Origin of the sequence: Paraburkholderia bannensis (assembly GCF_014200455.1) — a bacterium.
Classification (GTDB): Bacteria; Pseudomonadota; Gammaproteobacteria; order Burkholderiales; family Burkholderiaceae; genus Paraburkholderia; species Paraburkholderia bannensis_A.
Map to the genome: position 1 here is coordinate 14,573 of NZ_JACHBW010000038.1, position 17,034 is coordinate 31,606.

General features: G+C 60.4%; 10 protein-coding genes and 6 pseudogenes. 6 read left to right on the forward strand and 10 right to left on the reverse strand.

Going from position 1 to position 17,034, the window contains the following annotated elements; all coding sequences use genetic code 11:
* Window positions 1-69 precede the first annotated feature (69 nt).
* Together F4827_RS33760 and F4827_RS33765 are read right to left on the reverse strand one after the other, a co-directional pair.
* Window positions 70-1,643 (reverse strand): IS3 family transposase gene (locus F4827_RS33760; protein ID WP_409258899.1). Its coding sequence is split into 2 segments (ribosomal slippage): window positions 70-1,175 and window positions 1,175-1,643, totalling 1,575 coding nucleotides; the frame shifts between segments, so codons are not numbered across the junction.
* A 184-nt stretch (window positions 1,644-1,827) separates the two neighbouring features.
* Window positions 1,828-2,535: pseudogene (locus F4827_RS33765) on the reverse strand (IS3 family transposase); the annotation flags it as partial.
* A 468-nt stretch (window positions 2,536-3,003) separates the two neighbouring features.
* On the opposite strand from F4827_RS33765, the pseudogene istA reads away from it, so the two are divergent.
* The 3 pseudogenes from istA to F4827_RS33780 all read left to right on the forward strand — a co-directional run.
* Window positions 3,004-4,491: pseudogene (gene istA / locus F4827_RS33770) on the forward strand (IS21 family transposase).
* A pseudogene (istB, locus tag F4827_RS33775) lies at window positions 4,488-5,339 on the forward strand (IS21-like element helper ATPase IstB). The pseudogenes istA and istB overlap by 4 nt, the downstream one beginning before the upstream one ends.
* A 315-nt stretch (window positions 5,340-5,654) precedes the next feature.
* Window positions 5,655-6,116 (forward strand): annotated as a pseudogene (locus F4827_RS33780) (IS5/IS1182 family transposase); the annotation flags it as partial.
* Window positions 6,117-6,509: 393 nt separating this feature from the next.
* Here the strand turns inward: F4827_RS33780 and F4827_RS33785 are convergent.
* Complete coding sequence (locus F4827_RS33785; protein ID WP_311675229.1) at window positions 6,510-7,217, reverse strand: Crp/Fnr family transcriptional regulator; 708 nt, start codon at window positions 7,215-7,217, stop codon at window positions 6,510-6,512.
* A 506-nt stretch (window positions 7,218-7,723) separates the two neighbouring features.
* On the opposite strand from F4827_RS33785, the gene F4827_RS33790 reads away from it, so the two are divergent.
* Window positions 7,724-8,053: a hypothetical protein gene (locus tag F4827_RS33790; RefSeq protein WP_183733266.1), complete on the forward strand. Its 330-nt coding sequence runs from the start codon at window positions 7,724-7,726 to the stop codon at window positions 8,051-8,053.
* A 369-nt stretch (window positions 8,054-8,422) separates the two neighbouring features.
* Here the strand turns inward: F4827_RS33790 and F4827_RS33795 are convergent, their stop codons facing one another.
* Complete coding sequence (locus tag F4827_RS33795; RefSeq protein ID WP_183733269.1) at window positions 8,423-11,356, reverse strand: Tn3 family transposase; 2,934 nt, start codon at window positions 11,354-11,356, stop codon at window positions 8,423-8,425.
* Window positions 11,357-11,615: 259 nt separating this feature from the next.
* On the opposite strand from F4827_RS33795, the gene F4827_RS36105 reads away from it, so the two are divergent.
* Both F4827_RS36105 and F4827_RS36110 read left to right on the forward strand, forming a co-directional pair.
* On the forward strand, window positions 11,616-11,873 hold the full coding sequence (locus tag F4827_RS36105) for a DnaJ domain-containing protein (protein WP_409258901.1): 258 nt from the start codon (window positions 11,616-11,618) through the stop codon (window positions 11,871-11,873).
* 235 nt (window positions 11,874-12,108) lie between these two features.
* Window positions 12,109-12,637 (forward strand): annotated as a pseudogene (locus F4827_RS36110) (DnaJ C-terminal domain-containing protein).
* A gap of 309 nt (window positions 12,638-12,946) precedes the next feature.
* Here F4827_RS36110 and F4827_RS33805 read toward each other — a convergent pair.
* From F4827_RS33805 to F4827_RS33830, 6 genes and pseudogenes are all read right to left on the reverse strand, one after another.
* On the reverse strand, window positions 12,947-14,236 hold the full coding sequence (locus F4827_RS33805; RefSeq protein ID WP_183733276.1) for an NRAMP family divalent metal transporter: 1,290 nt from the start codon (window positions 14,234-14,236) through the stop codon (window positions 12,947-12,949).
* Between the two features lie 456 nt (window positions 14,237-14,692).
* Window positions 14,693-15,016 carry a hypothetical protein gene (locus F4827_RS33810; RefSeq protein ID WP_183733273.1) on the reverse strand — a complete coding sequence of 108 codons (324 nt, stop codon included), beginning with the start codon at window positions 15,014-15,016 and terminating at the stop codon, window positions 14,693-14,695.
* Between the two features lie 75 nt (window positions 15,017-15,091).
* Window positions 15,092-15,580, reverse strand: coding sequence for a Spy/CpxP family protein refolding chaperone (locus tag F4827_RS33815; protein ID WP_233178571.1), 489 nt, complete (start codon window positions 15,578-15,580; stop codon window positions 15,092-15,094).
* Between the two features lie 481 nt (window positions 15,581-16,061).
* The gene (locus F4827_RS33820; RefSeq protein ID WP_183733965.1) at window positions 16,062-16,328 is read right to left on the reverse strand and encodes a hypothetical protein; all 267 of its coding nucleotides are present in this window, start codon (window positions 16,326-16,328) and stop codon (window positions 16,062-16,064) included.
* A gap of 71 nt (window positions 16,329-16,399) precedes the next feature.
* A complete protein-coding gene (locus tag F4827_RS33825; RefSeq protein ID WP_183733962.1) occupies window positions 16,400-16,729 on the reverse strand; it encodes a hypothetical protein in 330 nt (109 codons plus the stop codon).
* A 102-nt stretch (window positions 16,730-16,831) separates the two neighbouring features.
* Window positions 16,832-17,034: pseudogene (locus F4827_RS33830) on the reverse strand (PRC-barrel domain-containing protein); the annotation flags it as partial.

Sequence of the window (17,034 nt, forward strand, 5' to 3'; positions counted from 1 at the left end):
CAAAGCTCCTATCAGGTCACAGACGGTGACGGAAATTTTCAAGCTAGTTGTCGCCTCAACGATTAAATTTCAGGCGGCCTTCTTCTGCTGGTGACGGTTTGGGGCGACGCCCTGGTTGTCGATTCGATCCGGGTTCAGGTGCACAGCATGTACCCGCTGCCAGTTGCGCGTGGGGCCTTTCCATCGCAGCGGGTTGCGTTGACGTGCAGTTTCATAAAGCGCCGCTCGTCGATCCAGAATGTCCTGGTCGAGGTTGGCATGGCGCTGCGCCGGCGTCACGAACTGGATCGCGCTGTGACGATGCTCGTGGTTGTACCAGCGCACCAACGCGCCCACCCAGGTGCGTGCGGCCAGCAGGGTATCGAACGCCTTGAGCGGGTAAGCAGGCCGGTACTTCAGGGTCTTGAACAGCGACTCGGAATATGGGTTGTCGTTGCTCACGCCCGGGCGACTCAACGACGGCATGACGCCCAGCGCCTGGAGGGTGGCGAGCATCGTCGCGCCTTTCATCGGGCCGCCGTTATCCGAATGCAGAATCACCTGGTCACGCTGTATCGCTTCGCGAGCGCAGAGGTCCCTGAGAACTTCGCTGGCCTGCACGCTGCTTTCCTCGGCATAGACCTGCCAGCCGACAATTTTTCGGCTGAACACGTCCATAAACAGGTACAGGTAAAAATACTGTCCACGAATCGTCGTCGGCAAATACGTGATGTCCCAGGAATACAGCTGGTTCGGCGCGTCGGCGCAAACCGAACGCGGTTTGCTGCGAGCGTGGGCCGGCCGTTCGCTGCGCCGGTGGGCGAGTTGCTTCTCGGCCTTCAGTACCCGGTAGAACGTCGATTCGGAGGCGATATAGCGTTGCTGGTCTGCCAGTCGCGGGACGATCTGGCTTGGCGGCAGATGACCAAACTCGGCCGAGTTCGCGACTGCCAGAAGCTCGGCGCGTTCCGCGACAGAGAGCTTGTGGCGCGGCTCGTGGCGCCGTAATGAGCGCCCGTCCACTGCGTCAGGTTCGCCGCGCTGCCAGCGCTGAACTGTGCGCGCGCTGAGCCCCAGAATCTTGCACGCGTGCGCCTGCCGAACCCCCGCCAGGGTCGCCTCGTTGACGAGGCCGATCAATACCTTGCGCTCTTCAGGGGCCGTCATTCGGCCTCGTCCCCGAGGAGCGCGCGGTACTTTTTTTGCAGCACCAGTAGCGCTGCAGCTTCGGCCAGCGCCTGCTCCTTGCGCTTGAGTTCACGCTGCAGTTGCACATTGGCCTGCTTCAGATCCCGTACTTCCTGGGCGCTCTCGCGTCGGCTAGCGGCTGCGCCGCCGGCGCAAAAATCCGCACGCCACTGCACGAGATGATGCGCAAACAGGCCGCGCTCCCGACACCAGCCGTTCAATGCTTCGTCCGCCAAGCCGTGGCTCTCCTGCAAGGCCATCAGGCGTTCTTCCAGCGACCAGTCTTCCGGACGTCTTGCGTGTCCAGAACCCGAGCTCCGGTGCGCGGCGGCGGTGCCTCTCATCCAATTCCTTAATGTCAGTACGTTCACGTTCAATTCGTCAGCCACGGCGCCAACCGTTCGGCTCCCGCGCTGCAGGACCTTCGAGAGCGCCTGCTCCTTGAACTCAACAGAATACGTTTGTTTCGTCTTCAACCTGTACCTCTGACTCTTCTTGATAAGAAAGTTCAGAGGCGACAACTACTATGACGCCGGGGGGTGAGCCCGGCAACGCTCGGGGAACGCCGGAACCCGAACGACAGGTCAACACCAGGGCAGCTCGGCCAATCCCAACACGGGTCAGATCGGTCCGACGTTCAGAAGCGATCTTAGACTGAGTGTCCCAACAATTTCCTCGACGGCTCATCGAGCTGCGCATGCCGTAGCCCTTGAGCAGATCCTGGAAGTCACGACTGCAATACTGGCTACCCCTGTCGCTATGAACAATCAGGCCCGCGTCCGGCCGGCGGCGAAACCACGCCATACGCAGCGCGTGCGACACCAGCTCCGTGCGCATGTGCGGCTGCATCGACCAGCCCACCACCTGACGGCTGAAGAGGTCGAGGACGACTGTCAGGTACAGCCAGCCCTCGTCAGTCCAGAGGTATGTAATGTCCGTACTCCAAGCCTGATCGGGGCGAGCGGGAGAGAAGTCACGTTGCAGCAGGTCCGGCGCGACCGGCAGACTGTGGTTGCTGTCAGTCGTGGCCTTGAACCGGCGTTTGGTCTTCGCCTTGATGCCGTGCAGCTTCATGAGTCGCTGGACACGATCCTTGCTGACGCGAATGCCTTGGGCAAGCAGCTTCTTCCACACGCGCGGCCAGCCGTATTCGCCTTTGGATTGAGCGTGCACGGCCTTGATGTGGACCAGCAGGGCATCGTTGCCAATGCGTCGGCGTGGACGGTCCGTATCGACATCCCGGGCCTTGCGCGCGTGGTAGCCACTGGGGCTGACGCCCAGCGCCTGACAGAGCAGCGAAACCGGCCATTGTCGGCTGTGACTTTCGATCCAGGCGTACTTCATGCCGACCCCTTCGCGAAGTACGCCGCGGTAGGTTCAATGGATCGTTGCAACACCTTCCTATTAATATGGAATGAGGGAGGGTTGACGAATGGCACAAATGGGAAGACCGGGGTTGTCGCCGGAAGGCAAGTCAGAGGTTTGGCGACGGTGGCGGGCAGGTGAATCGTTCCTTGGCATCGGGAAGGCGTTAGGCAAGCCTGCAGGCTCGATCTACGGCGTGATCCGACTATGCGGAGGGTACACCCCTGCTGCTCGTAAGCGGTCGTTGCCGCGCGTCAAACAAGATGAGAGCAGCGCGTCAATCAGGATGAGAGTACTGGCGTTGCGGCAGCGGTGGAGGGCGTAGCCCGGAACCGCTGCCGCAACGCCGCGCCGAGGAGCCCCCCGCTGTTGGGGTGCCTTGTCGGTGGTCGCGGTAAATCGGGTATGAACAGCTCTTCCATGTAGCGAAGGGAGGCTGAGTTGCCCGGCCGACACATCAACGACCATCAGATGAGGCTCTACATGAAGTACAGACTCAAGGAGGGGCCGCCCCAGGCGGCTGCGCGCGCTGGGTTCAGCGCCGCCACGGGCTATCGCATCGAAGAGGACGCGCGATTGCCGTCGCAGAAGAAGGCCCCGCGCGGGCGTCGCCGGGCCGATCCCCTGGTCGCGATCTTTGACACTGAGATCGTGCCGCTGCTCCAGTCCGCCCCTGGCATCCGGCCGATAGCCGTGCTGGACGAGATGCTTCGGCGCCATCCCGACCTTCCGGGCAACGTGCGCCGCACGCTTGAGCGGCGTATTCGCGACTGGCGCGCACTCCATGGCGAGTAACGTGACGTCATGTTCCGTCAGGTACACCAGCCCGGTCAGCTAGGCTTGTCCGACTTCACCGAGATGGACAGCCTGGACATCACCGTGACGGGTGTCACGCTGGACCACCGCCTCTATCACTTCCGGCTGGCCTGCTCGGGCTTTGAGCACGCTCACGTCATTCTCGGCGGCGAGAGCTATGTCGCGCTGGCCGAAGGGCTGCAGAACGCCATCTGGGCACTCGGAGGCGCGCCGCGCGAGCACCGCAGCGACAGCCTGTCGGCGGCGTTCCGTAATCTCGATGCCGACGCCCGCAAGGATCTGACCACGCGTTACGACGCGCTGTGCGCCCACTACGGCATGCAGCCCACACGCAACAACCGTGGCGTTGCCCACGAGAACGGCTCCATCGAGAGCCCTCATGGCCACCTCAAGAACGCAGTGCGCGATGCGTTGCTTCTGCGCGGCAGTCACGACTTCGACGATCTCGGTTCCTATCGCCGCTTCATCGACGAGATCGTCGGTCGAATCAACGCGCGTAATGGCAAACGCATTGAGGCCGAGCGGGCACTGCTTCAGCCGCTTCCGGTCCAGCGTACGTGCGACTACGAGGAAACGCGCGTGTACGTCACGACCACCTGCGGCTTCGTCCTGCGCAAGGTGTTCTATACCGTCCCGTCACGACTGATCGGCCATCACCTGCGCGTGCGGCTGTACGACGACAGGTTGGAGCTGTTCCTGGGCAGTACGGCCCTGATGACACTGCAGCGCGGCCGCGCGGGTCCCAATGGCAAGCACGGCCACGTCATCAACTACCGGCACGTCATCCACGCGCTGCGCCGCAAGCCCATGGCGCTGCTCAACCTGGTCTACCGCGATCAGGTCTTTCCGCGCGAGGCCTATCGCCTGAGCTTCGATCGCCTGCTCGAACAGCTCCCGGAGCGTCAGGCATGCAGGACCATGGTTGAACTGCTCAGCCTGGCCCACGAGCACAACTGCGAAGCGCAACTGGCCCAAGCGCTGCAGCAGTGCCTGGACGATGGACGGTTACCCGACCTGGACGCACTGTGTTCGCGTTTCGAAGCGAAGCGCACGAACAGCATGCCGAAGGTCAACGTCCAGCTAGCACCGCTGAGCGACTACGAAGCCCTGCTTGACGGCATGGCAACGGAGGTGACGGCATGAGTCTCGACATCGACGCCACCCGCCTGTCGCTGCTGCTCAACGATTTGCGGCTGCCCGCCATCAAGCAGATCTGATCCAGCTTTGCCGAGCGCTCCGACACGGAAGGCTGGTCGGCAGCGCGCCTGCTGATGGCGCTGGCCGAACACGAGATCGCCGAGCGCGATCGACGCCGGGTCGAACGTCACCTCAGGGACGCCAAGCTCCTGCCGGGCAAGACACTGGAGAACTTCGATTTCGACGCGGTGCCAATGGTGTCGCGCGCGCACGTCTCGGCGCTTTGCGCTGGGGATGGCTGGTTGCGTAACGGCACCAACCTGATTCTTCTGGGGCCAAGCGGCGGAGGCAAATCGCACTTGTCGTCGGCCATCGGGCTGAGCCTGCTGGAGAAGGGCTGGAAGGTCCTCTTCGCTCGCACTACCGACCTCGTGCAACGGTTGCAGGTCGCGCGCCGCGAGCTCGCGCTGGAGTCCGCCATCAACCGGCTGGATCGCTTCGACCTGGTCATCCTGGACGATTTCGCATATGTCAGCAAGGATCAGGCAGAGACGTCGGTGCTGTTCGAGCTCATCAGCGCCAGGTATGAGCGCCGTTCTCTTTGCATAACAGCCAACCAGCCGTTTGGCGAATGGGACAAGGTTTTCCCCGACCGGGCCATGACGGTGGCCGCCGTCGACCGGCTGGTCCATCACTCGACCATCTTTGAGCTGAACGTCGAAAGCTACCGTCGCCGTACTGCCCTGCAGCGCAAGCAGCATGGACCGGGACGCCCGGCCAGTAGAGCGACACCAAAGAACGTTGGCGTGCCACCGACACAGGAGGATCAGCACGGCATCGACCTCACCGAATGACCCGCTGTTCTCATCCTGATTGACGCGCGGCTCGCAGGCAAAGCTAGCCCGCGTCAATCAACCCCGACATCACCTTCCACGCCACCACATTCTTATCCTGATTGTCACGCAGCCAGAATACCTGTGGCGTCACCATTACACAGCAATCCTCAACGACCGGTGGCTTCAGCTTGATTGTCGCGCGACACCCAATCGCCCACGTCAATCAACGCCGCGCGTCAATCAATAAACGCTTGCCAGCGTCAATCAACATCGGCATCATCATTTCTGCCGCGACATTCTCAACTTGATTGTCGCGCGTCTCTCAGCCAGATTGTCGCGCCACAGATCACGACGACGCACAAGGAAGGCCTGGTTGTTGGCATGCGCTCGATGCCGGGCAATCCGTACGATGGTCACACGCTCGCAGAGGCGCTGGAGCAGGCGGAGATCCTGAGCGACGTCACGCCAGAAATCGCCGTCGTGGACCGCGGCTACAAGGGCGTAGACATCGAAGGTGTGAAGATCTACCACCCGGGGTTGCGGCGAGGCATCACGCGCGGATTACGGGCAATGATCAGACGGCGCAGCGCGATTGAGCCAGCCATCGGCCACATGAAGACAGATGGCAAACTTGATCGGAACTGGCTGAAGGGAGCGCTCGGTGACGCGATGCACGCTGTACTATGCGGCGCCGGTCACAACCTGCGGATAATCCTGAGGAAGCTGCGGCTTTTTTACGCCTTTGTTCTCATCGCCCTGTTCATCCCGGTCGATCGGAGAGCATCCGCCGGCTGACGCCGACGACGGCCAAAACGAATTGTTCAGGGGCGACTATCGAGGTGGGAAGATAGTAACGGGGGCGCGGAAGCAGCTGCCAATCTGAACCCATTGGAGGACGTTGTCGTTAGCTATTTTGCTATCGGATGCAGCCGTGGCACGTCGGCACGACGTCAACGGCAACTAAGTGTTCGGCTGGCGCAATGCCATGAAGGTACCCTAGTGGCAGTTCAAGGCGCGCTGCGGTGCCATCAATCTAACGGTGTCCACTTCGTAACAGGGGCATCTCCACTTTCTCGGCTGTTGCCGTAGGTTCAGGAAAGTATCGATTGTTGGATCGAGGTGATGCAAAGATTCAAATTCTCACGCTGAGCGGAACAGGCGGCCACTAGGATCCATTCGGCAGGGCACTTATTCGCCTAGAAGCCGTTCGCTTTCCCTTTTGACTACCCGGTAGCACTCGCACACCTGCATTTCCAGCGCCTTGCGATCCATAACTTCGATTAATCCGCGCGTATAACGAATGACGCCATCGTCTTGAAGTCGTTTGGCGGTTTCCGTCACGCTGGCGCGGCGCACGCCAAGCATATTGGCGATCAGCTCCTGCGTCATCTGCACTTCGTTGGACCTCAGCCTGTCGAGGCTGAGCAGGAGCCAGCGACAGAATTGTTGGGCGATGGAGTGATGCCGGTTGCAGACTGCGGTTTGAGCCATTTGCGTGATCAATGCTTGAGTGTAGCGGAGGAAAATGCGCTGCAACGCGCCGCCTCGGGCGAATTCGTCTTTCACGACCGCGCCACTTAAGCGGAACGCATGGCCGGCACTTTGCACGATTGCGCGGTTTGGCATAGTTTCACCACCCATGAACAGGGCGACACCCAGCAGGCCATCTTTACCAACCACGGCAATTTCTGCAGACGACCCATTTTCCATCACGTACAGCATCGAGATGATGGAAGTAGTGGGCAGGTAAACATGGCTGAGATGATCGCCCGATTCATAAACCACGTGACCTAATGGCATCGTGACGGTCGAGAGGTGGGGTTCGATACGCTCGCGCTCGTCAGGAGGCAGTGCCGCCAGCAACTGGTTTGTTATAGGTGGGATTTCGACCGGCACGGCATTGGTGCCATCGCTACCCAAAATGGTATTGAAAGCGGTTTGTTCTACTCTCGCAATGAGTTGCTCGTGGCGCAATATCTGCTCCTGCCGATTTTTTTCGGGTAACAGGCTCATGACCGCCGAACGTAGGTTGTCGTGGCCGAGTGCGTCGAGAATCTTTATCTTGGTGAGCGTGCCAAGCTCGCTCTTCCCAGTCCTCCACGCGGAAATCTGCGCGCGGGTGAGCATCAGGCTGTCAGCCAGTTGCGCGTCGCTGTTGAAACGTCCGCGACGTTTTAACTCATCGAACAACCCGTACCAGTCAAACTGCATGGCGTTATGGTCAAGTAGTGTAAAATTCTGTGTCAAATTGATTTGACGATGGTTGGTCCCCGTGAAATACTAACGAAGGCGCAATCGTGTCAAATTTGTTCGACATTTATAGCATACGCACACCTTGTCGTGATGTGGGGCGACTCCTTTCCGCATTCATGCCGCGATCGTGCAATTCGTGAGGTCGCAGCATGAACGACTCATATAAATATTTCCGGCTGCCCGCCGGGCTGTCTGGCAGAGAACTTGCGGTCACTGCGCCTCCGCTCGAAGATGATGAATTTGCCGCCCACCAAATTGAATTCATCCGCCGCGTCTTCGGCCATTGCGCCTATCTGCGCGAGCAAGGTCGCGAAACGGCGGTTGGCGACGCCTTCCTCAGCGTGTTTGTGAATCTAATCGAAGCGATGGATGCGAATGCCCCGGAAGAGGCGCAGCGTTGCGCGATTCAATTGCTGGGCATTCTTCGCATTGTGTTTCCCGGGGTCGATCACACCGTTTCTTCGGTGGAATGGAGGTAAGCATCCGGCGATGTCATCTTGAACCAATGAGGCCGTGAAGGCGACGATCGTAAGCGTCAATCTGAGGCCGTCTTGACGATCAGAATTTGACCTCTGAGAGGGGTAATCGTCCTTTTCGTGCAAAATCTGGCGGTTATGTCTATTTTGTCTTTTAAAATCAATGCAGTATGCGACTCCCGAATTTCCGGACCTCATCTCTTTGAAGCAAGATCTGGCGATTCATGCGCCCGCCGTTCCCGTGCACGCTGCGTAGTGGCGTGTGGCCTCGGCGGCGAGACGTGCGTCTTCCGGGTTCGCTGTTCGATCTCATTCCGCTAGGAGATAACGGCCTCAACACATGTTCAACACCGCTCCTTCGTGGGCCCCGCCTCACAATCTGGCCGTGCGCCGCCACGGCGCCGCATTCAGCAGCATCTCCCGATAGCGTTCGATCGGAAAGCTCATCGTCCCCCGGAAATTTACGTGCGCGAAGTGCGCCGGCCCCAGCCGGCGCAACCAGTCGTCGCCAATGCCTTGACCTTTGCTACGCCAACCGTCAAGGGTCGCCTGCATACGCTGCGTATTCCACGCAATCACCACGTTTGTCAGCAGCGTCAACGAGCCGGATATCGCAATCATTTCATCGCGGCGCCGTCCGCGCTCTGGCGCGACCTTGCCGGTGTAGATCGCGCGCTGCAACTGATGAACCGATTCTCCCCGGTTAAGCAACGTATGCATTTCGCGCCGAAACTCGACGTTGCTGAAGTAATCACACAGGAATAGCGTGCGCAGTAGCCTGGCGAGGTGGTCTGCCGCCCGGTGCACAGGATCGCCCTGTGCCGCGCTTCCGAACCGCTGTAAAGCGACTATCGCGCTCACGCGGCCAGCATGAATCGATGCGACGACACGCAGCAGTCCGTCCCAGCTATCACGAATCGCCTTGATGGACACCTCGTTGGCGGCGATGGCTGCCAGCCCCGCTGGTGCGACCATGCTTCTGGGCAGATGCAGTTTGCGTTCCGAGAGGTTGCGCAGACGAGGGCAAAGGTCAAAACCAAGCAGCTTCGACACAGTCATCCCTACGTTCGTGTATCCATGCGTATCTACCGAAAGCCGCCGCAATCCGCCGTCGTCACGGCTCTCGTTGTGGCGGGTCACGCCCTCGATCGCGACTCCAGCCTGGCGCTCGTTCAGCACGATGGGTTGGTTATAGACAATGCCGTGCTGGTCCAGCACGTGCGTGTACATGCCCACCGCATGGGTGCGACGTCGCGGATCGACCCGCGCATAAAAGAGGTGCGGTGACGTATCGAGGCTCATCGAGTCGCTTGATGTCTGCCGTCCAGAGCCCCAGAGTTCCGTAATCGGATGCGTGCGCTGGAATTCCACCACGCGGTCATTCGCACGTGGCAGCCGCCCGGGCATCTCAAGGAGACGCATTGCCGTCGAAATATGCGCCGGGTCCAGTTTCGGGATCATGGCCGCGACGTTCGTGGTGTCCAGGTCCGTGCCGTGTGCAATCAAAGCAGCGTACAGCGAGACGAGTTCGTTCGCATCTCGCGCCTTGCGTGCCAGGAGCACTTCGCTGAAGCCGGTGTGGGCATCCATCTCCATGATCATGTCGGCGAACTGCACGGTACCGATTTCGCTGAATATCAGATCCCGCGTACGTTTAGGTATGCCATCTATTGGCAGCGCTTCGAGTGCTGAGAGATGCAGCGCGCGGTCGGGGCCGATCGTGACGCGGCCTGCTTCTCGTGCTTCCTCCAGGGCCGCCAGCGCGGCCTTCAGGTGTTCCGTCAGCCGTTCGAGGAACGGATCCGCGGTTCCCGGCAACCCGAGCGAGGAAAGATAGCGGTTGTGATCGCGTTCCCACTGCGCGTGCGGGATCAGCAACTGATCGCGCTCACGGAACGACAGGCTGTGGTTGACCCAGACCGAGCCGCGGCGAAGCCCCTTGCGCAGACCCGTGATTGCGGATGCCTCCAGCGCCCGCAACGCTCGCGTCCGATCGTCGCCCTTGACTAGATCGCGCCAGGCCGCGCTGACCGGCACATCGCAGTCGAGCGGCAATTCGGTTGCGCCGCTGTCACGCAGTGTGCCGACAAGCTTGAGCTGTCGGAGACTCGGCTCCGCTTCGCGGCCCACGAAGCCTAGCTCACGTAACGGCCCCATCAGATTTCGGATGCGGTGGTGATCGTCGGTCAGCGCTTCGCGAACGCTCGCTGCGTGACTTGCAGGCGGCTTGTCTGCGAGATTCGCAAGCAACTTGTCTATATCGTCGAGCCTTTCTTGCGCAGTACGCCCGCTATCCCGAACCAGCGCCTTGATCACGACCAGTTGCTGCCGGTATTCAACAGCGGAGTGTGCCTGCCGAACGGTCGTGCGGTCGTAAGCCTGTCGCACGAGGTCGGAAACCCGCCGCCCCGTTTGATAAAGTAGCGCGTCCGTCAGCTCGAGCAGAGTGACGTGCAGGAAAAAGATCAACTCGATCGTGCGGGTCGACTCCTTAAGTTCGCGTACTTTCGCAGGACGGCGAGCCTGAACGCGCTGCGCGTACGCTCGCTGCTTTTCGATCGGTACGACATCCAGCTGCCACTCGTGCACGCCGAGGTCCTTCAGGAGGCGGATTTTCGCAAGTGTTTCGGTGATGGTGGACGGACTGTGTCGAGCGGGCGGAGTCTTGAGCCATTCCAGTATCGTCATGCCCGAACTGCCATGCCGCGCGGAAAGAAGCGCATCGGCGCGCACGCGCTGCACTTTCGGCACGGCCGCCTCGATCAGTACGAGCAGGTCGCGCTCGACCTCTGCCCAGATCGATCGCGCAAGATCACGCAACGTCCGTTCTGCCGGAATCAGGATGCGACGTTCGTAGAGCCAGTGGTGGACATGCTGGATCAGATCATCCATTGAGAGAGTCTCGGCGGCATCCTGCTCCATCCATGCAGCAACGTCGACCAGCTGGCCCTGGCCATGCGACGTCAGCCCGAGGTATTCGCAGGCCCAAACCTGATGATCGTATTGCGTCTTGTAGCGCTGGTACAGCGTGCGCAACGAGGCGATCGTCGGAATGGGCAAGCTGAGCCGTTCGCCGATGTAGCGCAGCAACTGACGTGGGAGGGTGCCAACATGATCGAGCGTGCGTCCGCTTGCTCGCAGAAACACCAACTGAATGGCAGCGCCAGCACGCCGATCGCCCCGGAAACGCTCGTTAAGCGCGGCGATGTCGCTATCAGTCAGCGCGAAGTAGCGTTCGACATCGAATTCCGACAACCTCGAGGGCAGACGATGCCGCCCCACATAGCGAAACGCCAGTCCCGGCATGGCTTGCCTCCCGTGGAGGGCGATTCGAAATCGCGGGCGGCTAGGTTACCGCAGATCGCTGCCAAGCCTGCCGATAGTCGTCTGGATCGCCCGCTGAGCCTTGCCGCTAAAGGCGTCTAGGAGGAAGCGCCAGATTTTGCACGAAAAGGACGATTACCCCCGACTGGGCGACGGTTCTTGACGCGCCGCTTGTCAGTTCTGCCCCGAGACAGCTGAAATAGGTGCGTGCGAGGCCTTCTTATAGGCCGTCGATTATGAAATACAAAGACAATTACGAAGTGTTGGGAGTGCCGCGCAGCATGACGCAGGACGATATCAAGCGTACGTATCGCAAGCTCGCAAATACCACCCGGACCTGAGCAAGCTCGACGACGCGGAGTCGCACTTTAATGAAGTCGGCGAGGCGTACGGAGTGCTCAGGGATATGGAAAAGCGTGCCGTCTACGAACGGCTGGGCAGCCAGTGGCGTTATGGTCAAGAGTTCGAGCCGCCGCCTCGGTGGGATGAAGGTTTCTAATTCAGCGGCGTGGACGACCGCGGTGCCGAGAGTCCACGCGTCAGCGAATTCTGCGAGGCACTGTTTCGTGAAGAATATGCCGGTGGTGGCCGTGCCCCGACAGGACGTCGGCGGCAGGCTGCTGGTGCAGGTCGTGGCAACGCGACGGCGCAACAGATGGATGATGCTTATAGCGGAATTCCGTACTCGGCTCGGGGCCAGGACCATCATGTCAAAATGGTGATCGATCTGAAGGATGCCTACCAGGGGGCAGCGCACGATTTCCCTGGAGACGTTGGTACTCGATGGAAGTGGCGGTGTCGTTTTGAAGTCACGAACGCTCGATGTCTCCATTCCCAAGAGCGTACACAGTGGGCGGTATTCGCGGCTTGCCGGCCACGGGGCGCGGGTTTCGGAGAGGGGCGACCTGTACCTGCGAATCGCGTTGCGCCTGCGGGAACATTTCCGCGTCGACGGCCGCGATGTGACGATCGACGCGCCGGTTACGCCTTGGGAGGCGGCATTAGGCGTGCATTTCCTTGCCGATGCCCGACGGCACCGTCGAAATGGCCGTACCAAAAGGTTCCAGCGGAGGTCAACGCTCGCGCCTGAAGGGCAAGGGCATCCTGTCCAGCGGGCCTGCCGGTACAGCGGGCGACCTCTATGCACGGTTGAGCATCGCTCTCCCACCGGCCGATAGCACCCTGGCACTCGCCGCCTACGAGACATTACGTCAGGCACGCGACTGCGACCCACGCGCGCATTTTTCAGGTGAGCCATCATAAACGAATCGCTCACGGCTTCGCACAAATGCCTGATCGTTGAGGAGCAGGTGGAGTTCTCACCTATCGAATTGTGCCGGGCGTCCGGCGCTTCTGACCTTCAGATCTTTGACTTGGTCGAGCACGGGATGATCGAGCCGAAACGCGCCAACGAAGGTGGTGGTCCGTAATTTGACGGCGTTTTATTGCGGCGTGCCCGCAAGGGCCGCCATCTCGCGCAGGATTTCGAGTTCATCGCGCTCGAACTCGATCTGCTTGACAAAATCGTAGCGGTGCGAACGCAGCATTATCCAGGGTGATGGAGCAAGCCCGTCATGCAAACCAGGTGACACCCATCGCCGCGACCGTTGCCGCCATCACGCCGGTCGCAATCCAGCCGACGGTGCGTAGTGTGGGGGGGAGCGTGAAACCAGACATGATGTGCGTACGCATCGACAGATGCATCATGACGATCATAACGGGCACCGCAACGACGCCGTTAAGCACTGCGCACCAATAGAGCGCCTTCACGGGATCTATCGATGTGAAGTTCAGGCCCGCGCCGATTGCCGTTGCGGCGGCAATGACGCCGTAGAACGCTTTCGCTTGCAAAGGCAGGCGCGCGAGGCCTACTTGCCACAGAAACAATTCACCCACCGCATAGGCACCCGAGCCAGCTAGTACCGGCAGGGTCAATAGGCCGGTGCCGATGATTCCGGCGGCGAACACAAAGAACGTGAACGGACCTGCTATCGCGCGCAGTGCCTCCGCGGCCTGGGCCGAAGTCTGGATATCGGTGAGCCCGTGTGCATGCAAGGTCGCCGCCGTCGTCACGACGATGAAGAACGCGATTACGTTCGAGAGCGCCATGCCGAGGTAGGTGTCGATGCGGATCCGCGCAAACTCCGCGGGCGCTTCCCAAGGCGCGTGCGTCAACGGATGTGCGCTGGGACGCTCCTTTCCGTCTTCGACTTCCTGCTCTGCTTGCCAGAAGAACAGATAGGGGCTAATCGTCGTGCCCATGACCGCGACGATTGCGACGAGGTAGTCCGGTTTGACGGAAAGCGACGGTACGAGCACGGCCCGGCCAACCTGATCCCACGGCACTTTGACGACGAAGGCGCAGATCACGTAGCTAAACAGCGACATGCACAACCATTTGAGAATCGACACGTAGCGTGCATAGCGGGTGAACACTTCCAATACAACGGATAGTACCCCGAAACCGCATACGTAGAGGAGCGCGGGACCTGCGACCAGCAGCTTGAGCGCCGCGCCCATTGCACCGAGGTCTGCCCCGAGGTTGATGATGTTCGCGACCAGTAGCATCCCAACTACGCTGGTCGACAACCAGCGCGGATAGTGCTCACGCAGATTGCCCGCGATGCCGCGGCCGGTCACACGACCGATGCGCGCACTGATCTCCTGGATCGCCCCCATCAGCGGGTAGCTGAACAGGAGCGTCCACGCGAGGCCATAGCCGAATTGCGCGCCGACCTGGGAGTACGTCGCGATGCCGCTGGGATCGTCGTCCGATGCGCCGGTGATCAGGCCGGGGCCCATCAACTGCAGCAGTTTCGGGCGAGTCGGCTCTTTGACCGGTTCGCGTATCAGTGTATCCATTTGAGAGCGCTCCCGGCTGTCAATACTGCGGATATCATGCGCATAGCGCAACGACGCGCTAACCTGGACAGACGCCGAGCACTTCGGCCGCCAGGTCGCGTTCTAAATCGGTGTGCCATGCCGCGCCTTGACCAGCAGCATAGAGAGCAGACTTGTGATTGCTACGTCGGGGAACCATTACCTTCCGGCTAAGACTTTCCGGCAAAGCATGTTCGCACTATCGCCGGCCGGGTACGGATCTTCATCACGGATGTCGAATTCGGTGATATCGAAGCCATGGCTGGCGAAAATTGACTCCGCGTCAGACCTGTTCGTCTTCATTGAATTCATGAAACGGATGCACGCTCATGTCAGGGTCTGCCGGGTGCAACGCCGACATGCGCTGCGCGGTTCACCGGATGTCCCTTTGACGAGCCCCGGCGGAATGGCGTCGCGCGTGCGTTGCGCCTGGCTGAGCTAGAGCGGCAGGACTAGGCTGATTCCCGGCTCTTGTGCTGGCACGTAGACCACCGGCGGTGCCATGTCGCCACCGCGGTAGACGCCATGGTAGCCGCCGTCGGCGTAACCGCCGCCTCGATGATTCTCGTCATGGTGAGACGTTTCGTGGCTTCTGTGTGCCACGCCGTGCTGCTCAGTGTCATGCCGGGTGCCTTCGGCCAGTAACGGACCGGGCGCAATCAGGGCGCCGACGGCGATCGACACACCGAGCACACAGAATAGCGTAATGTGTCGTCCCTTCGCCGATGCGGGGTCCCATCCATGATGAGGAGAGGTTTTCATGTTGTTCTCCAGTGCTAGATCTGCCGCAACGCCGGCTCAGCCGACTGCGGGCCAACTGCGGAACGCGGCCACCACTCAGCCCTTCTTCGGCATGTGGTGGTTCTTGCCACGGAAAATCTGGTCGGCGTTGCGCTTCTGGGCTTCGGACATGGTGTCATACAGTGCCTGAAAGACCGGAGTCATTTTCCGGATACCGTCCGCATGCGCGTCGGCCACCTCGCCGTAGGACTTAAGGTCGTCGATTGCATTCATGCTGCCCATGTTCGTTAACCGGGTCTGCCTGAGCGTATCCATCGTACCTGCGTTATCGCGCATGACCTGGGCGACGGGTTGCCACAACGTTTCCTGCGCCGCGGTGATCTGAAGTCGCGAATGCAGGCTGCTGATGCGCGATTCGACGGATGAGTGCGCGGCAACGGTCATGACGTGTGCGCCCGTTGGTGGTGAGGCGGCAGAAGCGGCGCTTGCCGGTGCGGCCAGGATTGCCGTGGCGAGCGCGAGGGTTGTCATGAGCGCGGATACGTTCGGCGTTCGCGGGGGGAAGGTGTGATGGACACGTTTCATGACGGGCCTCATTGGGAAATTTAACCAGGTGTCGGACCGGCCGCCGATCGAAGATTTTGGGAAACGTGCGGACGAGTTAAGCCGGGTAAATTACTTGTACCTTTGCGTTTGCGTGAGGTCTGTCCGATGCAGGACTTTCCCTTTGAGTGGGTAATGATCGGGAGTCCTGTTCTAATGGCGAGAAGCGTTGCAATGGGCGCGTGCGGACAGATGCATCGGCGATGGCCTCGTTAGGATAAAAATACAACATTGTTAGACGCCATCATGTGCATTCCACTCTCCCCTGAGGCCGCTTCGGCCCTCAAGTCATTCGACCGCATCCCGGATTCACAGGCAGGATTGCCACGGGCAGTCGCCGAGGAATTACTGCGCGTCGGGCGCGCTTACGAGTCGCCTATTGGTGGTTCTGTCAACATGACGGTCGCGGGCAGACTGTGGCTGATCCAGCGCACCGGCCAGCCCGCGCAGCTTGAGGCCGGATCTAGCCGGGCAAATGACGCTCGCAAGACCGGATTAACCCTTCGGCATGCTCGCGACCTCGCTCGATCGCTTCCTGCCGCTCCCGGTATCCTTCCTTTGCGACCGAGCGGAAGTGAAGGGCGCCCGGCGATGTCCGCACGCCACCGTGCGGGACGATTTCTCCCCAGAATCCGAAAATCTCCGATTCGGCCGGAGGGCGTCCGAAGCCGCGGTTGAGGACGAATACATCGACGTACACGTCGAATAGACCAATCGAGAAACATGCCATGACTGGCTCCGCCCGGTATGCGATCTCGCGCGGGCGGCCTTGAGCGGATCAGCCGCTTGCGCGCATGGTCGTCACGTTGATTGCATGGTGCCGGTGGTTTCTGCGGTTGCGCGCAACGCCGCGTTTGCCGCGACCAGCAGCGCCGCATCATGGGTCCGAAGAACCGCGTCGACGGCGTCGAACGCATCTATCAGCTCTTTATTGCCGGATTTCGTTGAACGGCGGGTCTCCGAGATGGCCTCCGCCTCCTTTCTAAGCCGCTTGACAAGTTTGGCGGCACATCGGGTATCGAGCGCTCCTTCGTGGACGAATCCGCAGATCTGTATGGTCAGCGCGACCAGTGTAGTTTCGGCTGTGTTGTTCGAGTTCCGGACGTTTTCGGTGTGATGTTGCCTCGTCATAAAAGCTCTCCCATGAGATCAACTGTTGATTGGGGCAGGCGCAAAACGATCGCTCAAATGTGCTGAAAGAATGTCGCCGGGCTATCCTGAACCGTTGCCCTGTCACTCGGGCGCATACCTGAACTCGGGTAGTGCCTTCATGGACTCATGGGTCGCATCCGGCAGTCGCATCTGCTTGTCGACGATCTGAATACTGCTGAAGGGCACCGCGACCAGATGGGTCCCCATGCCCAGCACGCCCCCAATCGAAAGGATCAGGTACGGTGCCCGACTGGTTGGGTTAACGATCAGATCGTCGATTGTTC

What these genes read in the sequence shown, in the direction of transcription:
- F4827_RS33790 (WP_183733266.1), top strand. Translation starts at nt 7,724, where the DNA reads ATGAACGACTCATATAAATATTTCCGGCTGCCCGCCGGGCTGTCTGGC.
- F4827_RS33795 (WP_183733269.1), bottom strand. Translation starts at nt 11,356, where the DNA reads ATGCCGGGACTGGCGTTTCGCTATGTGGGGCGGCATCGTCTGCCCTCG.
- F4827_RS33805 (WP_183733276.1), bottom strand. Translation starts at nt 14,236, where the DNA reads ATGGATACACTGATACGCGAACCGGTCAAAGAGCCGACTCGCCCGAAA.
- F4827_RS33810 (WP_183733273.1), bottom strand. Translation starts at nt 15,016, where the DNA reads ATGAAAACCTCTCCTCATCATGGATGGGACCCCGCATCGGCGAAGGGA.
- F4827_RS33815 (WP_233178571.1), bottom strand. Translation starts at nt 15,580, where the DNA reads ATGAAACGTGTCCATCACACCTTCCCCCCGCGAACGCCGAACGTATCC.
- F4827_RS33820 (WP_183733965.1), bottom strand. Translation starts at nt 16,328, where the DNA reads ATGGCATGTTTCTCGATTGGTCTATTCGACGTGTACGTCGATGTATTC.
- F4827_RS33825 (WP_183733962.1), bottom strand. Translation starts at nt 16,729, where the DNA reads ATGACGAGGCAACATCACACCGAAAACGTCCGGAACTCGAACAACACA.